Genomic DNA, 17,628 nt, shown 5'->3' with positions numbered 1-17,628 from the left:
CCGCGGACGTGCCGCAACCAGGTCCCGCTGGCAGGGTTCCGGATGTTCGGCACGTCCAAGGACCTCCGTGATGACCTGCCCCAGACCGTGATCGGGATCACCGTCATCCGTGACGGGATCCCGGTCCCGTGTGGTGCCGGCCCGGGGTTCGGGTTCTCATCTGGCGGCTTGAAAGCTGCCAGTCCCACGGCTCCACCCCAGATGGGCAGCAGCGCCCTCCACCACCGGCCGCCACACCAGCCAGAAACCAGGCCACCCAGCGGCTTCACGACCCCGGAAACGAGAAATCCCGCCCGATCAAGCTGATCAGACGGGATCTCGTCAACCGCTCCCGAGCTAACTCAAGAACGGCCCGCCCAGGCGGCCGGAGTGCTCAGGGGTGGCTGCCTCCATCGAAGGAGGGCCGGGGGATGCCGGGGGAAGAGGGTGCGGGTTCGTGTGTATCGCGGCCATCTGGAACGCGACGGCGGGCAGCGACGGGACTGTGCGCGCCTTGATAGCCAGAGTGGCGCTAGTCTGCGGCCTGGCACGCGAGGCGAGTGACGCGGCGCCGAGCATGAGCGCGAAGCGTACCGATGCCGAGCCACCCGGTAAGCAGCAACGCCAGAGCAGCAGGCATCAGCGCCCATGCGGACAGGTCACCCGGATCGGTGCCGTTAGCGAGCAGGCTGCTGCCTGCAGCAGCTCCCGCGGCGGAACCGAGATACATCGCTGCCATCTGGAACGCGACGATCGGCATCGCCTGCTCAGGCCGGTCTCCGGTCAGGGCTTGCTGCAGGGTAGGGACGCTCGTCCATCCTGCCCCACCCCACAACGCCGCCGCGATGAGCCACGCTGCCGGGGCGGTGAAGACCCAAGTAGCGGCGAAGCCCCCCAGTAGCACTGCGGGCAGAGCGATGAGCAGCGTACGGGGCCCGAACGCGTCTAGATGCCTGCCGACCAGGGCGGAGCCGGCGACTCCACCGATGCCCCAAGCCCACACCAGCGCGAAGCCCCAGTCCTGGAGCCCTCGAGCCTCGGCCATGGGCAGCAGGTAGGTGTAGAGCCCGAGACTGGCCACACCGAGGAGAAACGCAGCAGCGACCCCGGCGAGAGTCTTCGACGACCGCAGCACCGCGAAGGCAGGAGCACGCGAAGCGGGCAGCGACGGGATCGTGGGCGCCTTGACAGTCAGAGCGACCATGCTGAGGAGACCAACAGCGACGACCAGGGCCATTGTCCATCGCCAATTCAGCTGGTTGCCGATGAGCATCCCGACCGGCACTCCAGCGACTGTTCCGGTGGACAGCCCGAAGGTCACCATGGCCATGGCGCGGCCCCGTTCATGGTCGGCGACCATGGCGGCGGCAGCGGCGGTTGCCACCGCGGTCAGCACGCCAGCGCCGGCGCCTGCAACCACACGCGAGGCGAGAAACACCTCGGTCCCCGGCGAAACCACGGTGATGAGGTTGCCGAGATTGAACACACCCAGCGCGATCAGCAGCGCCCTAGCGGTACTCCCACGGATCAGCATTCCTGACAGCAACGGCCCCGCCAGAGCGTATGCCGCAGTGAAGGCTGTCACACCCAGGCCAACCGCCGCGACCGTCGTGGCGAGCGAATCGGCGATCGAGGGCAGCACCCCGGAGAGAACATAGGCATCGATACCCAGCGCGATCGCGGCCGCGACAAGCGGCCAAACGCGGCGGATCATGCGTCCTCCTTCGCAGGAGCGGCTTCCTGATAGCCGTTGAGGACCGTGTTGATCAGGCCAGGGAACCGCGCCTCCAGGTCATCGCGGCGCAGCTGGATCATGCACTTGCGTCCTTCGGCGCGGACGAACACCACCCCGGATTCGCGCAGGAGGCTGGTGTGATGTGTGAGCGTCGACCGTGGCAGGTCCGGTCCCAGCTCGATGCTGTCCACCTCACCGCGCTCCGCGAGCATCCGCACCATCGACAACCGCAGCGGCTCGCTCAACGCGAACAGCACCCGCGGGATCGCGATCTCATCAGCCTCAGGATGCTCGTACACCCGTGACGACGCCATCAGAACCACCCCACATCGTTCGACTATTTTCGCACGATGATAGTGCGGGAATTCTCGAACGATCAAGTTGATCCGCCAAGCCCTCCCGCGGCAGTGGCGGCGCGGCCTCGATCTGCAAGAGGTGTGACAGCTCCGAGCTGGGCCGGCGGCGGCTTCGGCAGGCGGTCGCGAGCCGGGATGCCGAGCGGCACGGCGACGTTCCGTCTATCCGGAGAACTCGTGGTCGATCTACGACCGGCCCTGAGCCGTCAGTCCAGCTCGCACGCTACAGCGGACTTCAATACAGGCCATAGACGTCGACAGAACCAGCGAGCGGGTAGCAGGCGTCCTCAACCATGAGTGTCCTCGTGCCGATGGTGGCGTTACGCATCTCCTGCAGGAGGTGTCGCAGGGAGCGATCTGCAGGTCTTGCGCAGCGACCCAGTCGGCCGACCGCCGGGAAACTGAATCGAGTCTCGTGGTGCCACCCGCTGTCAGGGCCATTGCCAGGCGTGTGCCGGCGGGGGAGTGGCATCAACGCGGCAGAATCCTAGATCTAGACGCCGCGTCGTATGCGTCGTACAAGGCCATGTTCGCGCAGGACATAGATAGTGCGCTGACGCTGCTGTGATCGTCAGGTGGGTGACCTTCAAGACTGCTCGAGTGCAGGTTGGGTGGCAACGTCGCGGGGGCGAGCGCTGATGGAATTCGGCTCTCGCCCCCGCAACGGCGGCCCTGTTTCGCGCCTCAGACAGTGATGCCCCGACGAGTCGCTGGCGCACATCTCACCGGCGCACAGCGAGAACGTCGACTTCTTCGCTGTCATCACCGATGGACGTCGAGGCGGAGCCGGCCAAACTGGACGGCGGCGACTGGCGGCCACTACGCCCGACGGCGACGGAACCTCAGATCTGATGCGACCAGAACGGCTTCTCCTCCCGATCACATCGGCCGGAGCGCGAGGATCCAGGCAGCGATTGTCTTCGGCATGGTTATGCGGAGATCGGTGCCGGTGTTCGTCGGGGCGGGGACAGTGAGCGCGTCATCTAGCGGTCGCCAGGGTTTGTTCGACCTCGGAGACATGCCCAGCAGTTCGGAGTACGGTGATGCGTCCCTCGTGAGGGAGTAGCAATCTGCTTCCCGAGTGGGTGGACAGCAGCGGTTTTCCTGGGATCGGGATGTCGAGGGCCGAGCCGGTGAGGTTGAGCGTGATCAGCAGTTCTTCATCGGGATGGGCGCGCCGGTAGGCGAGCACACCATCGGGGGCGGGCACAGGCTGGTACGACCCGTCCCTCAGCGCGGCGTGTCCGCGGCGTAGCCCGAGCAGGGCGCGGGTGAGGTTAAGGAGCGAGCCGGGGTCGGCCGCCTGGGCGGCGACGTTGACGGACGGGTCGCCCAACGGCAGCCACGGCCGAGCCGCTGGCAGGCAGAATCCGGCGTTGGGTCCTGCGGTCCAGGGCATCGGGGTGCGGGCAGGATCTCGTCCCTCCCAGGGGTCGCGTGCCTGGTGCGGAGGAATCGGCACGTCGGTCATGCCGAGTTCGTCACCGTAGTAGAGCACCGGTGTGCCACGCAGGGTCAACAGCAGCATCAGCGCGACGCGTACCTGGTCGCGGCCGAGCCGGGTGGCCATGCGCGAGATGTCATGGCTGCCCAGCACCCAGTTGGGCCACGCGTGCGCGGGCAACGCGCGGTCATAGGCGGTGATGAAGGCCTGGAGGTCGTCCGCCCGCCAAGGGGTGAACAGCAGCCAGAAGTTGATCGGAAGGTGCAGCATGTCGTCGTTGCCGTAGTAGCCGGCCAGCCGGGGGAGCGGGAGCCGGTATTCGACCTCGCCGATCAGCACCCGCCCGGGATAGCCGTCCGTGATGTCGCGCAGTTCCCTGAGCAGGTCCAGGGTGCCGGACTGGTTGAGCTGGTAACGGGCCAGCGCGGGCTCGTAGCCGCCGCGCCCGTCGAGGGGCTCGTCCCGGAAGCGTTCGTCCTTCAGCAGGTAGTCCACCATGTCGACGCGGAAGCCGTCGACGCCCCGCTCCAGCCAGAACTGCATCACCTGATGCATGGCCTGCCGCACTTCGGGGTGGCGCCAGTTCAGGTCAGGTTGCTCAGGCAGGAACGAGTGCAGGTAGTACTGGCCGGTCCGCGGGTCGAGGGTCCAGGCGGGCCCGCCGGTGACCGCGCGCCAGTTGTTGGGCGGCCCGCCGCCTGCTGGATCGCGCCAGATGTACCAGTCGCGCATGGGGTCGTCGGCGGACGTGCGGGACGCGGCGAACCACGGATGGTCGATGGAGGTGTGGTTGGGCACGAAGTCGAGAATCACGCGCAGCCTGCGGTGGTGTGCTTCGGCCAGCAGCCGGTCGAAGTCGGCGAGGGTGCCGAAAAGTGGGTCGACGGCGGTGTGGTCGGTGATGTCGTATCCGAAGTCGCGTTGGGGCGAGCGGTAGAACGGCGAGAGCCAGATCGCCTCGACCCCGAGCCAGGACAGGTAGTCCAGGTGCGCGGTGACGCCCGGCAGGTCGCCCACGCCGTCGCCGTCGCTGTCGGCGAAGGAGCGGGGGTAGACGTGGTAGATCGCGCCGTGTTTCCACCAGGTGGTCGCCGTCACAGGACGCCGTACCGGTGGAAGGAGTCGGCGAGCGAGCCGCTCTCGGCGGCCGCTGCGCGGAAGGCGTCCTCGGCCGCGCGCTTGTCCGCGACCAGTTCGGCAACACGGCCGACGGCTTCGGCCGGCACGACGGTGACCCCGTCCAGGTCGCCGATCAGTACGTCGCCGGGCCGGATCAGCACGCCGCCCAGCGTGACGGGCTCGCCGTGCGCGACCACGTCGAGCCTGCCCTTGCTGTCGTAGGGGACCGTCCCCCGGCTGAAGATCGGGAAAGGTCCGCCGGCCAGCGTTGCCGCGTCCCGTACCAGGCCGTCGGTCAGAGCTCCGGCGACGCGGCGCGCTCGGCAGGCGGTGGTGATCAGCTCTCCCCAAACGCCGGCGGCGTCGGACCTGCCGGTGCCGAACACGACGATTTCACCTGCTTGGACGTGTTCCATCGCCTGCAGCAGCCCTTGGTACGGCACGGCGGGCCGGGCCTCGCGGGCCGGCTCGGCACGCAGGCAGAACGCCGGGCCGAGCAGCGTGTGCGACGGCGCGAGGGGCACGACGTCCGGGGGCAGGCACTGGTTTCTCAGGTCGAGCTGGTCAAGCGCGTCCGCCGCGAGCGCGCTGGAGACGGTCGCGAACAGCTGGCGGAGGGAGGGTTGTGACATACGGGGAGTGTGCCTGCTTTAATCTCATATATGCAAACAAGACTGTTGCACTATGTGAGACAGGAGTGAGATGTCCGGCTCACTGGAACGCGCCCTCGACGCCTTGGAGCTCCTGGCCGAGGGCCACGAGACGACGCTGGCCGGGCTGGCCAAGCGGCTCGGCGCCTCCCGCGCCACCGTGCACCGACTGCTCGCAGTGCTGCAGGAGCGCGGTTACGTCCGGCACCTGCCGCAGACTCACGAGTACCGGCTCGGCCCGGCATTGAACGATCTGACGGCGCGCTCGGACTCCGCCTCGCTGATTCCCCTGGCCGCGCCGGTGCTGGCCGAGCTGTCCAGGCTCACCGGTGAGACGATCAACCTCGCGGTGCTGCGGCGCGGGCGCATCGTCTGGGCCGACACCGTGGACGCCGTGCACGCCATCCGGCTGACCACGACGCTGGGCGAACGGGTGCCCCCGCACGGCACCGCGATCGGCAAGGCCATCCTGGCCACCTTGCCGGAACGGGAATGGGGCGCGCTGCTGGGGCAGGAGCCGTACGCGCGGCTGACCCCGTCCACCTGCACGACGCTGGCGGAGCTGCGCCCCGCTCTCGACGAGGCCCGCGCCCATGGTTACGCCCTGGACGAAGAGGAATCCGAGATCGGGGGCATCTGCCTGGCCGCCGCCGTGCTCGGCCGCGCCGACCGGCCGATCGGCGCGATCTCGGTGTCGGCGGTGGCGGCCCGCCTGCCCAGGACACAGTGGCCACAGATCGGCGAAGCGGTCCGCCAGGCCTGCACGCGACTGTCGACGTGGATCAAGACCAACGAATAAGGAGGACCATTGCGACTGGCAGGAAAAGTAGCGATCGTCACCGGCGCGGCCGGCGGTATCGGAGCGGCGACCGCGGCCAGGTTCGCCGCCGAAGGCGCCTCGGTGGCCTGCGTGGACCGCCGCGCAGAGGCAGTGGAGGCAATCGCGCGGCGCATCGGCGCCAACGCGTTCGCCATCGCCGCAGACGTGGCATCCCCCGGCGACAACGCGCGAATGGTCGAACAGACCGTCCGCCGGTTCGGCGGACTCGACATCTTGCACGCCAACGCAGCGGTGCAGGTCATGGGCTGGATCGAGGACACCGACCCCGAACAGTGGGACCGGCTGCACTCGGTCAACCTCCGCGGCGTCTACCTCGGCGTACAGGCCGCTCTGCCGGCACTGCGGGAAAGGGGCGGCGGCTCGATCGTCATCACCGCGTCCCTGCTCGGCATCGTGGGCGACCCGGACATGCCCGCCTACGGCGCGATGAAGGGCGGATTGCGGTCCATGACCCGGGCCCTGGCCGCCGCCCACGGACCTGAGGGCATCCGCGTCAACACCATCTGCCCCGGCGATGTGGAGACCGAGCTGCTCGACGAGTTCTTCGCCTTCCAGCCCGATCCCGACGCCGCCCGCGCGCGGCTCGCCGAGCGCTACCCGCTGCGCCGCTTCGCCGCACCCGAGGACGTGGCCGCCGCGGCGCTCTTCCTGGCCTCCGACGACGCCGCCTACATCACCGGCACCGATCTCGTCGTCGACGGCGGCCTGCTGGCCCGGATCTACTGAACCCCGAAAGGAGCCGATCACGTGTCGCTGCGAAGTGCCGCCTGGTTCGCGGGTGAGGACCTGCCGGGCTTTCTGCACCGAGCTTCACTGCGCGCCATGGGGCTGTCCCAGGCCGCGCTGTCCGGCCGGCCGATCGTCGGCATCGCCAACTCCTGGTCGGAGCTGGTCAGCTGCAACGCGCACTTCCGCGGGCTCGCCGACGCCGTACGGCGGGGCGTGCTCCAAGCGGGTGGCCTGCCGCTGGAGTTCCCGACGATCTCGCTGGGCGAGAACCTCATGAAGCCCACCGCGATGCTGTACCGCAATCTGATGGCCATCGACGTCGAGGAAAGCCTGCGCGCCTATCCCTTCGACGCGGTCGTGCTCCTGGGCGGCTGCGACAAGACCATCCCGGCGCAGCTCATGGGCGCCGCCTCGGCCAACGTACCCGCCGTGATGGTGCCCGGCGGCCCCGCCGCACCCGCGGTCTTCCGCGGACGACGGCTCGGCGTCGGCACCGATCTGTGGCGCTACACCGACCGGCTGCGCGCCGGGCAGATGAGCGAGGCGGAGTTCGCCGAACTGGAGCAGGCGGCCATGCCCGGAGTCGGGCACTGCACCGAGATGGGCACCGCGTCCACCATGGCCGTGCTCGCGGAGGCCCTCGGCGTCGCGCTGCCCGGCTCGGCGGCCATCCCCGCGGGGGACGCGCGGCGATACGCCGCCGCCGAGAGCGCGGGCGCCCGTGCGGTGTTCCTCGCGCGCTCCGGACCGCGCCCGCGCCAGATCGTCACTCGCGCCGCACTGCTCAACGCGGCCACCGTGCTGGCCGCGATCGGCGGATCGACCAACGCGATCGCCCACCTGCTCGCGCTGGCCAGGCGCAGCGGGGCGCCGTTCTCGCTCGACGACCTCGACGCCGCCGCGGCGCGTACGCCGCTGCTCGTCAACGTCCGGCCCGCGGGCGAGCACCTGTTCGAAGACTTCTTCCGCGCCGGTGGCGTTCCGGCCCTGCTCCGCGAGCTGGAGCCGCTGCTGCACACCGACGTCCGCACCGTGACGGGCCTTGCTCTGCGGGAGCAGCTCCGCGAGCCCGTCTCTTCCGATCGCGCAGTGATCGGCACGCTCGACGAACCGTTCGGCGGTCCCGGCGGCCTGGCGGTGCTGCGCGGCAATTTGGCGCCCGACGGCGCGGTCATCAAGGCGTCGGCCTCCTCCGGCCGGCTGCTGCGCCATCGCGGGCGCGCGATCGTGTTCGACAGCGTCTCCGACCTGGCCGCACGAATCGACGATCCCGCGCTGCCGGTGACCGCCGATTCTGTGCTCGTCCTGCGCAACGCGGGGCCCGTGGGCGGGCCGGGCATGCCGGAATGGGGGCAGCTCCCGATTCCCGCGAAACTGCTGCGCGAGGGCGTCACCGACATGGTGCGCATCTCCGACGCCCGGATGAGCGGGACGGCGTACGGGACCGTCGTCCTCCACGTCGCGCCCGAGTCCGCCGTAGGCGGTCCCCTGGCGGCCGTCCGCGACGGCGACCTCATCGACCTCGACGTCCCCGGACGGCGTCTGAACCTGGAGGTGGACGACAGCGAGATCAGGCGCAGGCTCTGTGAGTCTCCACCCCAGACGTTCACCGGCGCTTCCGGCTGGACCCGCCTCTACACCGGGCACGTGCTGCAGGCCGATCAGGGCTGCGATTTCGCCTTCCACGAGCCGGACACCGACGCCGACACCACCCCGCTGCCAACGGGCCTGCTGAGCGGATGGCACGGCGGCTGGTGATCCGATTTCCGGGTGTCACATCGGCTGGGAACCGATCGTGTCCGCCCAGCTCGGCATTCGCCGCAACGGGCGTGACTCGATAACGTTATGTGTCACATCGGCGTAGGAAGTGCTTGGCTTGTCCGTCGTCGCGTTGCCCGGCCAGCCCGACCCGGCCCCAGTCGGCGCGACGACCGCGGCAGCGGCCGACCACTTCCTCGACTCCATCACCGCGGCCACGACCCGCGCCGGCTACGCCGAGACCCTCACGCGGCTGCTCGCCGTCACCGGCGGCCACAGCCGCGACATGGAACCGGCACCTGTCCGCGCTCACTTCCTTCACCGCCGCTGCCGCTCGGCGGTGGCGGCCGAGCCAGCGGGACGGCGGCCCCCCTCGCCCGGCCCGCCCCCAGTTGGCATGGTGGCGTCCCCGGCTGAAGCCCAGCGTGCTGGACTGCCTGTACGGCACCAGCCGACAGTACCGTACGGTACGTGTGATGAGAGGTGAAAGGGGCGACCATGGGCACCGTTCGGTCCAAGGACGGCACGAAGATCGCTTTTGACGCGTGGGGGACCGGGCGGCCACTGATCATGGTCGATGGCGCCACCGCCCACCGCGCCGTCAACCCGGTCTACGCGGAGGTGGGCCGGCTGCTGGCCGACGAGTTCCGGGTGTACGCCTACGATCGCCGTGGCCGCGGGGAGAGCACCGATACCGCGCCGTACGCGGTGGAACGCGAGATCGAGGACATCGCCGTGCTGATCGCCGATGCCGGCGGCGGCCCGGCCGCCGTTTTCGGCGGATCCTCGGGCGCGGTGCTGGCTCTGGACGCCGCGGCGGCCGGCCTGCCGATCAGCCATCTGGCGCTGTTCGAGCCGCCGTTCGTCGTCGACGACAGCCGCCCGCCGCTGCCGGTCGACTACGTTGAGCGGCTGGACGCCGCCGTGGCCGAGGGCCGCCCGGGGGACGCGGCGGCGCTGTTCATGACCGCGGCGGTCGGCCTCCCTGAAGAGGCCGTCGCAGGGATGCGGCGGAGCGACTTCTGGCCTGCAGTGGAGGCGGTGGCGCACACCATCGCCTACGACGGGCGGATCATTGGCACCACCATGTCCGGCGCCCCGCTGCCGGCCGGCCGCTGGGCGGCGATCGGCGTGCCCGTCCTGGTCATGCACGGCACCGCCACCATGCCGTGGCTGATCACTGCGGCCCAGGCGCTGGCCGGCCTGCTGCCGACCGCGACCCTGCTGCCGGTGCCCGGCGAGAACCACGCCACCACGGCCGACGTGCTCGCCTCCGCGCTACGCCAGTTCGCCCAAGGCCGCCCTGAGGCAGGTGTCCGCCCGGGCAAGTAGGGTGCGGGCGCTACGCACACGCACCCTGGTGCCTCCCACGGAGGCCGAGACGAACACCCTCCCTGGGAGGGAACGGCAGGTGATTCTCCGAAGCGACGTCACCGTCGACCTGGTCCGGCACAAACGCGAGCGACTCGGACGTGGTGTGGGCCGCGCGAGTGTCAACCGTCTGCGAACAGTCCCTCGAGGGAATCGGCCAGGACACCAACCGGTCTAAGGGCCTGATCGGCTACCTGATGCGGAACCGGCACGGCACACCCTTCGAGCACAACTCCATGAAGTTTTTCGTCCACGCCCCGATCTTCGTGTTCCGCGAATGGATGCGTCACAGGTCCGGCTGTCTTCAACGAGGAGAGCGGCAGATACCGTGAGCTCGGGCCGATGTTCTACGTGCGTGGCCCGGAGCGGAAGCTGGTGCAGGAGGGCAAGCCCGGCCGCTACCAGGTCGCCCGCTCGGTGCCGCCTACAACGCGTTCGGGCCCGGCCCAGGGCGGCGCGACGGCAAGGACCTGTACGGCACCGCCGAAGTGTTCGACAAGAGCAGCCGCGCGAAGGCGGTGTCCTACAACCGGCCGCTCATGAACCGCACCTGCCGAGAGGGCGAAGAGCTCCTCGGCGCGCTTCAGTCCGGCGGATGGCGCGGGAGCATGCTTTCGTCAGGAACACCGGCGGCCGTCCCCCCATCCGCGATCACGCAAAACGGCTTCAGGGCAGTATGCCGCCCGCGAGGCTTCATCGGCTGCGCGTGTCATCCGACCTGAGGCACCACAGTTCAGCACCACCCGTACCTCAAGTTGACGAGACAGGGCATCTTCGCCAACGGCGAGTGGGGGCAAGGTTCCTCCGCGGCTTGAAGCTTTCCTCCATCGGCCCAGCACCGTGGACCACCCGCGGCGGAAAGCTTCCGGGAACGGTTCAACGACAGCCTTGAAGTCATGAGTGCTGACTACGACGAACAGCCCGGCGGCGCGGGGCGGGGTCTCCGTAGCAAACGGCGGAAATCCAACGGATTAAGGCCTGACCTGCGGGTTCTCGCGTTCCGCGGTTCTTGTTGATCATCTCCGCTACGGTTCGTCACGAACTAGATGATCTGTGACTCGTGGAGTGGCTGATGTCGACGAGGTTTCTGTCGGATGAGCAGTTGGAGCGTCTTCGGTCGTTCCCGGACATCGGACGCGAGGAACTGATCAAGTACTTCACGCTGACGTCGCGCGAGCACGCGTTCTTGGATGCGCCGGGTCGGGGACCGGAAGCGCGCTTGGGGCTTGCCGTACAACTGTGCACGCTGCCCTGGCTCGGATACATCCCCGACGACCTCCAGGAGGTTCCGCGGGCTGCGTTGGTGCGGTTAGCAGGGCAGATGGCGGTGTTCCCAGGGATGTTGGAACAGTACGCGCGAGCCACGAAGAAACGTCCGCAGACCCGCAGTGATCACCTGAAGCTGGTGATGAAGTACCTGACGTGGAAGAACCCCTCACCGGGCAGCATTCAGTGGAAAGAGCTGGAGCAGTTCCTACTGGACCGGGCGATGGAACACGACACTCCCTCGCTGCTGTTCCAGCAGGCGGTGGAGCATCTGATCAGCGCAGGTGGTACGGCCCGGGGTCGTCACACTGATGGAACTGGTGACCGCGGCCCGCTCTGCTGCAGGGGCGTTGACCACTCAAAGAGTCGAGCACCTGCTGACGCGGCCGATGCGAGCGGATCTGGACCGGCTGCTGGTGCATGATCCGGAGATCGGGATGCCGCGGTTGCGGTGGTTGACGACGCCGGCGGTGGAGGCTACGCCACTGGCGATCGGCGGCTCCATTGACAAGCTGCTGTATCTGCGGGCGATGGATGCGCATCACCAGGATCTGTCGATGCTGCCGCGGGAGCGGCGCCCGTTCCTGGCCACGGTGGGCCGCCGCTCGACGGTTCAGGGGCTGGAACGGCGTGAGGAGCGCCGCTATCCGATTCTGCTCGCGCTGGTGGCTCAGTCCGCGGTCGATCAGCTGGACGAGGTCATCGCGCTGTTCGACCAGGCGGTGTCGGCACGCGAGTCGCACGCCAAGGCCAAAACGGATGAGGCCCTGGCGGAGCGGGCCAAGAAGGGCGAGGCTCGCCAACTGCTGATGGATGTGATCCTCCCGATCCTGGTCGACCCCGGGATCTCGGATGAGCAGGTGGGCGGGATCTTGCGTGAGCGCATCGGGATGGACAAGCTCCGTGAGGTTTCCGCGATCAACTGGAAGCCGTTGCCGCGCGACCACGGCCGCCTGGCCGCGCTGGAGGCCTCCTACACCTACCTGCGCAAGTTCACTCCCAAGGTGCTGTCGGCGGTCGACTTCCAGGGTGGCCCCGGCGCTGCCGATCTGATGGACGCCCTCGAGGTTTTGAAGGAGCTGAACCGGACCGGTGGCCGCAAGGTGCCGGCCGGGACGCCGACGTCGTTCGTGCCCGCCCGGTACGCCGATTACTTGGCCAAGGCCCGAAAGACAGGTGATGAGAAGGCGTTCCGGCACTACTGGGAGCTGTGCCTGGTGCTCGCGCTGCGGGACGGGCTCCGCTCGGGGGATGTGTTCGTTCCAGGGTCTCGCCGGTACGCCGATCCCGGCACCTACCTGTTCACGCCGGAGCAGTGGGAGGGCCGGCGGGCGGAGTTCTGCCAGCTGGTCCGGAAGCCCTCCCGCGCGGCCGAGGCGATCGACCAGGTGAAGGAGGAACTGCACCAAGCTCTGGAAGACCTTGAAGAGACCCTGGCGAACGCCGCGCCCAACGACGTGGGCGCGGTCCGGCTGGACGAGGCGGGGCAACTCGTCATTCCGCCGCTGTCGGCAGAGGACATCCCGGCCGAGGCCAAGGCGCTGCGGGAGGAGTTGTCGGGGATGCTGCCGTTCGTGCCGATCGCCTCGCTGCTGATCGAGTTGGCGCACGCACCCACTTCCTGGACTGCTTCACCCATGCCGGCGGCCGCAAGACCAAGCTGTCGATCGAGCAGAAGCACAACATCCTGGCGGTCTTGATCGCCGGCGCCACCAACCTCGGGCTCACCCGCATGTCCGAGGCGTGCGGCGTCTCCTACGACACCCTCGCCTGGACCCAAGAGTGGTATGTGCGGGAGGAGACGCCGCGCGAGGCGAACACCGTGCTGGTCAACCACCACTACAAGCTGGAACTGGCCAAGAAGTTCGGGGGCGGCACCATGTCCTCCTCCGACGGGCAGCGCTTCCCTGTGCGCGGCAAGAGTTTGACGGCCCGGGACATGACGATCCACGGCGGGAAGGTCTTGTCGACCTACACCCACGTCTCCGACCAATGGTCGACGTACGGGACCAAGCAGATCATCCCCACTACCCGCGAGGGCCATTACACCCTCGATGAACTGCTAGGGAACGAGACCGATCTACCGATCCACGAGCACGCGACAGATACTCACGGTGCCACGCTGGTCAACTTCGGCTTGTTCGACCTGGTCGGCAAGGTCCTGACGCCCCGGGTGCGAGACCTGGGCCGGATCACACTCCTGCGGGTCGACACCCCTGCGGCGGCCAACGCCCTATTCCCTCACGCCGGGCCGCTACCGGCCGACCGGTGGAACGAAGACCTCATCACCGAGTGCTGGGATGACCTGCTGCGGATGGGCGGATCGCTGAAATTCGGTGAGGCGACCGCGTCCCTGGTCGTCGGCAAGTGGTCGGCCGCCTCCCGTCAGAACACTTTCTCGGCGGCGGTCAAGGAGTGGGGCCGCATGCGGCGAACTATTCACGCAGCTCGCTACTTGTCGGACCCGGTCTACAGGCGGAAGATCTCCCGCCAGCTCAACAAAGGCGAGAGCCTGCACGCCCTGCGTCGCGATCTGCACTACGCTCAGCAAGGCGCGATCGTCCGCCCACACCTGCAGGATCAAACCGAACAGGCCTGGTGCCTCACGATCCTCGCCAACGCAGTGATCACCTGGACGGCCGAGTACTACGCGATGGGGATCAAGGAACTTCGCACCCAGGGCCGCGAGGTCTCCGATGAACTGCTGTCGTTCATCGCGCCCGGTCACCGCGAGAACATCAACTTTTTCGGGTTCATCGAGGTTGATATCGAAGGCGAACTCGCCAAGCTCGACGACGGCTGGCGACCGCTGCGCCCGACCCTGGTCACCGAGGCCGGCACCACCTTCCTGCTCAACCCTTGAACCGGGGTGCTGGTCATATCCGGCCGAGATTCCCGCTACCGGCTGGAGCGCTGCTTGCAGGATATGCCGAGCCCGACATAAAGAGATCGGCGAGCAATGCGCCTGATGAGTGGCGTTCTGGTGGCCAATATCCGCTGTCGCGGCAGCGCCTGTCCTGCTAGAACACCGGCATGAAGGATCGCAGCATCGTCGTGGTTGGCGCCGGCATCATCGGGGCGTCACTGGCGTACCACCTGGCCGGGCGCGGCCGACCCGTCACGTTGATCGATGCGGGCCTGCCTGGTTCGGGCGCCACCCGCGCTTCTTTCGCGTGGATCGCCGGACGACCGGTCGCCAGCGATTTGCCCTCGGCGCCGCTGCGTCACCTCGCGCTGGACGAGTACCGGCGGCTGGAGACCGAGCTTCCCGAATTGTCGATCCGCTGGTCAGGTTCGCTGAGCTGGGACGGCTTCTACGAGACTTCAGGGCCGCGCACGGACGATGTCGGAGCGCTGGAACCGCACCTGCTCGATCCTCCGGCCGTGGCCATCCATCGCCCGGAAGATGCGGCGCTCGACCCGGTCGCGGCGACCGATCTCCTGGTCGCCGCCGCGCGCGATCGGGGCGCGCGGTTGCTGACGGGGACGCTGGCGACTGCCCTCGACTGCCAGGCGGGCACGGTGAGCGGCGTCCAGACGACCGCCGGAGTTGTTCCCGCTGAGACCGTCGTCTTGGCCGCCGGCACCGGCACGGTGGCGTTGTGCTCCGGGATCGGCGTCACCCTGCCCGTCGAGCCGTCACCCGCCATCCTTGTCCGGTTGCGCGCAGCGCCGGGCCTGGTCCGAACGATCATCGCGACGCCATCGATGGAGGTCCGGCAGCTCGACGACGGTACGGTCCTGGCCCCCATGGCCTACAGCGGCGAGACGGACCAGGCCGCGCTGCTCAGGACCGCCCAACGTGTCCGCGACCGGTTCGCTGCTTCCTTCACCGGAGCCAGCGACACGAAGATTGTTTCTGTCGAGATCGGCTGGCGCCCCATGCCTACCGACGGGGAACCGGTCATCGGCCGACCTGCCGGCACCCGGGGACTGTACGTCACCGTGATGCACTCGGCGATCACCCTGGCCGCCGCCGCTGGCCGCCTTGCCGCTACCGAGATCCTCACCGGGTCACCAGCCCCAGAGCTCGCCGGTTGCCGGCCAGAGCGGTTCCACTGATTCTCCCAGCGATGACCTGGCCGTATCGCTGTCGAACAGCTCAGGGCACCAGCTGCGACCTGCGGACACGGCCTGTTAATCAGTATCACGCCAGACTCATCCCGGGCCTGTTCGAGCCGCAATGGATGCCGTGATCTAAACCATGAGCTGGTCCGGCAGCGCTTTCTGGGACGGCTCGAACGTCATGATCAGGACCCTGTCCGTCATGCTGGTCGCGGCCACCCAAGATGCCGGCCAAGCCCCGGTAGCGGAAAATCGCGGCCGATATAGTGCAGCATCCGAACCACCATGAGGAGACGAAGACAAGACCGCATCCGCTCTCAGCGGATAACGCCGTCGCCGTGCAAGCGGAGGCCCGGGGCGAAACTCAGCGGATAACAAGGACGGCGGCGAGCGTGGAGACACCCGAGGGCCGAACCGGGCGACCAGAGATCGATCAGGGGCTTGACCACGCCGACGCTCAACAGCGGGCCCTGGCCGAGCTCGAGGTGGTCAGCCGAGCCGAGAACCTCGGTGGCCGCGCCCGCCACACCGACCTGGCCGCCGAGCTCAAGGCCCTACACGAGCGGGCGCGGGCCGCCGACAACGCCCTGCAGGTCACCAAGCAGAGCGGCGACGAGGCGGCGATCGCCACCGCCCGCACCGCGTACGAGGCGGCCTGCACCGAGTTCGACCGGCGAGGACGCATCCTGATCGCCGAGTCCATGCGCCTGCTGGACGCCGGGCTGGAGCGCAGCGGCCAGCTCCTGCGCCAGATGGGCGACGCCTGGAGCGCCGAAGCCGCCGCTCGCGACGCCCTCGCCGGGCGACCGCCGGCACCTCGGCGGGCGGTAGTGACGATCGTGGACAAGCCCGCACGGCCCTACCCGGCGGAATGGATCACCGAGGGGCTACCGCCTTTCGTGGATGGGATCGATGACTGGGCCGCCCGCGACGCCTTTCTCGCCGACGGGCACGCCGACGTCGACCGTGACGACACCGCTCCCGACGAAGGGCACTGGCCGGAAGCAAACGGCCGGTGAGCGCCGAGGTCGTCGCGCTGCGCCCCGATGTCGGCGACGTCGCTTCCGTCGCCGACCGGGCGCTGACCGCCCTGCATCGGCACCTCGACCGGTGCAAGCTGTCGGCCAACACGGTCAAGGCCTACAAGCGGCAGGCCGCCACTTACATGACGTGGCTGACCGGTCCCGGCATCGAGCACGACGATGCCTTCACCGATGTCGTCGGCGCCGAGGCCGCAGTCACCGCCTGGCGCCGGAGCCGGATCGACGGCAGGGCCGCGCCCAACACCATCAACCAGGGGATCGCCGCACTCACCCTCATGTACGCCCAACTGGGGCTGCGCATCGACGTCAAACGCGCCACCGTCCCCGAACCGGGCGAGCCCGACGCCCTCGCCACCACCGAGCAGGGCGCCGTCGAACGCCCCGCCGCCCGCCGCAGTGCCCGCGACGCGGCGATCATCGCGGTCCTGCTGTTTGCCGGAGCCCGCGAGGAGGAGTGCGCACGGCTGGAGGCCGACGACATCGCGATCACCGCCCGCACCGGCACCATCCGCCTGCACGGCAAGGGCGACCAAGTCCGCACAGTCCCGATTCCACCGACCGCACGGGCCCGCATTACTGCATTGGTCGACATCCGCGGCCGCCAACCCGGCCCGCTGTGGACCGGCCAGCGCGGAGCCCTGACCATCTCTGGGATCGTCCAGGTCGTACTGGCCGTCGGCGCCGACGCCAAGCTCTCCGGCCTGCGCCCCCATCGGCTCCGCCATACCTACGCCACCCGGCTCCGCGAAGGCGGTGCCGACGTCGCTCAGGTCCAGGCCCTCCTCGGCCACGCCTCCCTCGACACCTCGGCTCGGTATTTCCGCGCCGGCACAGCCGAGCAAGCTGCCGTCGTCGACCGAGTCTTCGACTAGCACTTCACGTGTTTCTCCGGGTCTCCCCGTAGCGGAGATGATCGACAAGAACCGCGGAACGTGAGAACCCGCAGGTTAGGCCTTAATCCGTTGGATTTCCGCCGTTTGCTACGGGGACTCCGGGGCCCGCCATCGACACATTCGTCCCGCTGCCGCGCTGCAGACCGGCCGTGGCACAGCGCCGCTCCTCGGCCGCGGGCGGCGGGTTCCGAACCTCGGGAGGCGCAGGGCGGGCCTCAGTGCATCGTGGAGGTGAGCGCATGAGCCTGCCCTCACCCCGCCCGCGTGGCGGGAGTATCTCGGCGCGGCGATCGTGCTGGCCGGCGGAGTGCTAGTCGGTGCGATCGACATCTACCTGGCGGCGAGCCTGCTGACCACCGCGGTGGCCGACCTCGGCGGC

14 protein-coding genes and 1 pseudogene are annotated in these 17,628 nt (G+C 68.8%); 11 read left to right on the top strand and 4 right to left on the bottom strand.

From position 1 onward, the window contains the following. Positions 1 to 511: 511 nt before the first annotated feature. The 4 genes from KIK05_RS34790 to KIK05_RS34775 form a co-directional block, all read right to left on the bottom strand. Entirely contained in the window at positions 512 to 1,693 is a 1,182-nt protein-coding gene (locus KIK05_RS34790; RefSeq protein ID WP_214415087.1) for an MFS transporter, read from the bottom strand. Continuing rightward, the gene (locus KIK05_RS34785) at positions 1,690 to 2,028 is read right to left on the bottom strand and encodes an ArsR/SmtB family transcription factor (protein ID WP_214415133.1); all 339 of its coding nucleotides are present in this window, start codon (positions 2,026 to 2,028) and stop codon (positions 1,690 to 1,692) included. The genes KIK05_RS34790 and KIK05_RS34785 overlap by 4 nt, the downstream gene beginning before the upstream one ends. A 1,021-nt stretch (positions 2,029 to 3,049) precedes the next feature. Then, the gene (locus KIK05_RS34780; protein ID WP_214415086.1) at positions 3,050 to 4,612 is read right to left on the bottom strand and encodes an alpha-amylase family glycosyl hydrolase; all 1,563 of its coding nucleotides are present in this window, start codon (positions 4,610 to 4,612) and stop codon (positions 3,050 to 3,052) included. Then, positions 4,609 to 5,265 (bottom strand): RraA family protein, encoded by a 657-nt coding sequence (locus KIK05_RS34775; protein WP_214415085.1) that lies wholly within the window; start codon positions 5,263 to 5,265, stop codon positions 4,609 to 4,611. The genes KIK05_RS34780 and KIK05_RS34775 overlap by 4 nt, the downstream gene beginning before the upstream one ends. A 70-nt stretch (positions 5,266 to 5,335) precedes the next feature. Between KIK05_RS34775 and KIK05_RS34770 the strand changes: the two genes are divergently transcribed. The 11 genes and pseudogenes from KIK05_RS34770 to KIK05_RS34720 all read left to right on the top strand — a co-directional run bounded on the left by KIK05_RS34770 (position 5,336) and on the right by KIK05_RS34720 (position 17,228). Beyond that, entirely contained in the window at positions 5,336 to 6,082 is a 747-nt protein-coding gene (locus tag KIK05_RS34770) for an IclR family transcriptional regulator (RefSeq protein ID WP_214415084.1), read from the top strand. Positions 6,083 to 6,091: 9 nt separating this feature from the next. Beyond that, the gene (locus KIK05_RS34765; protein WP_214415083.1) at positions 6,092 to 6,850 is read left to right on the top strand and encodes an SDR family NAD(P)-dependent oxidoreductase; all 759 of its coding nucleotides are present in this window, start codon (positions 6,092 to 6,094) and stop codon (positions 6,848 to 6,850) included. Between the two features lie 21 nt (positions 6,851 to 6,871). Beyond that, positions 6,872 to 8,611: a dihydroxy-acid dehydratase gene (locus KIK05_RS34760; protein ID WP_214415082.1), complete on the top strand. Its 1,740-nt coding sequence runs from the start codon at positions 6,872 to 6,874 to the stop codon at positions 8,609 to 8,611. Between the two features lie 498 nt (positions 8,612 to 9,109). Next, positions 9,110 to 9,943, top strand: coding sequence for an alpha/beta fold hydrolase (locus KIK05_RS34755; protein ID WP_214415081.1), 834 nt, complete (start codon positions 9,110 to 9,112; stop codon positions 9,941 to 9,943). A gap of 131 nt (positions 9,944 to 10,074) precedes the next feature. Beyond that, positions 10,075 to 10,314: pseudogene (locus tag KIK05_RS49535) on the top strand (FAD-dependent thymidylate synthase); the annotation flags it as partial. 728 nt (positions 10,315 to 11,042) lie between these two features. Then, positions 11,043 to 11,672: a DUF4158 domain-containing protein gene (locus KIK05_RS34745; RefSeq protein WP_214415079.1), complete on the top strand. Its 630-nt coding sequence runs from the start codon at positions 11,043 to 11,045 to the stop codon at positions 11,670 to 11,672. Beyond that, positions 11,560 to 12,948 carry a hypothetical protein gene (locus KIK05_RS34740; protein WP_214415078.1) on the top strand — a complete coding sequence of 463 codons (1,389 nt, stop codon included), beginning with the start codon at positions 11,560 to 11,562 and terminating at the stop codon, positions 12,946 to 12,948. Before KIK05_RS34745 ends, KIK05_RS34740 begins: the two co-directional genes overlap by 113 nt. Next, a complete protein-coding gene (locus KIK05_RS34735) occupies positions 12,870 to 14,111 on the top strand; it encodes a Tn3 family transposase (RefSeq protein WP_214415132.1) in 1,242 nt (413 codons plus the stop codon). Before KIK05_RS34740 ends, KIK05_RS34735 begins: the two co-directional genes overlap by 79 nt. A 170-nt stretch (positions 14,112 to 14,281) precedes the next feature. Continuing rightward, positions 14,282 to 15,310, top strand: a complete 1,029-nt coding sequence (locus tag KIK05_RS34730; protein WP_214415077.1) for an NAD(P)/FAD-dependent oxidoreductase — start codon at positions 14,282 to 14,284, stop codon at positions 15,308 to 15,310. Positions 15,311 to 15,705: 395 nt separating this feature from the next. Continuing rightward, positions 15,706 to 16,332, top strand: a complete 627-nt coding sequence (locus KIK05_RS34725) for a hypothetical protein (protein WP_214415076.1) — start codon at positions 15,706 to 15,708, stop codon at positions 16,330 to 16,332. Further along, a complete protein-coding gene (locus tag KIK05_RS34720) occupies positions 16,329 to 17,228 on the top strand; it encodes a tyrosine-type recombinase/integrase (protein ID WP_214415075.1) in 900 nt (299 codons plus the stop codon). The genes KIK05_RS34725 and KIK05_RS34720 overlap by 4 nt, the downstream gene beginning before the upstream one ends. The last annotated feature ends 400 nt before the right edge of the window (positions 17,229 to 17,628 follow it).

This window comes from Sphaerisporangium fuscum (assembly GCF_018531465.1).
GTDB classification, from domain to species: Bacteria; Actinomycetota; Actinomycetes; order Streptosporangiales; family Streptosporangiaceae; genus Sphaerisporangium; species Sphaerisporangium fuscum.
The sequence above is the reverse complement of the archived record's forward strand: the minus strand, read 5'-3'. Positions and strand labels throughout refer to the sequence as shown.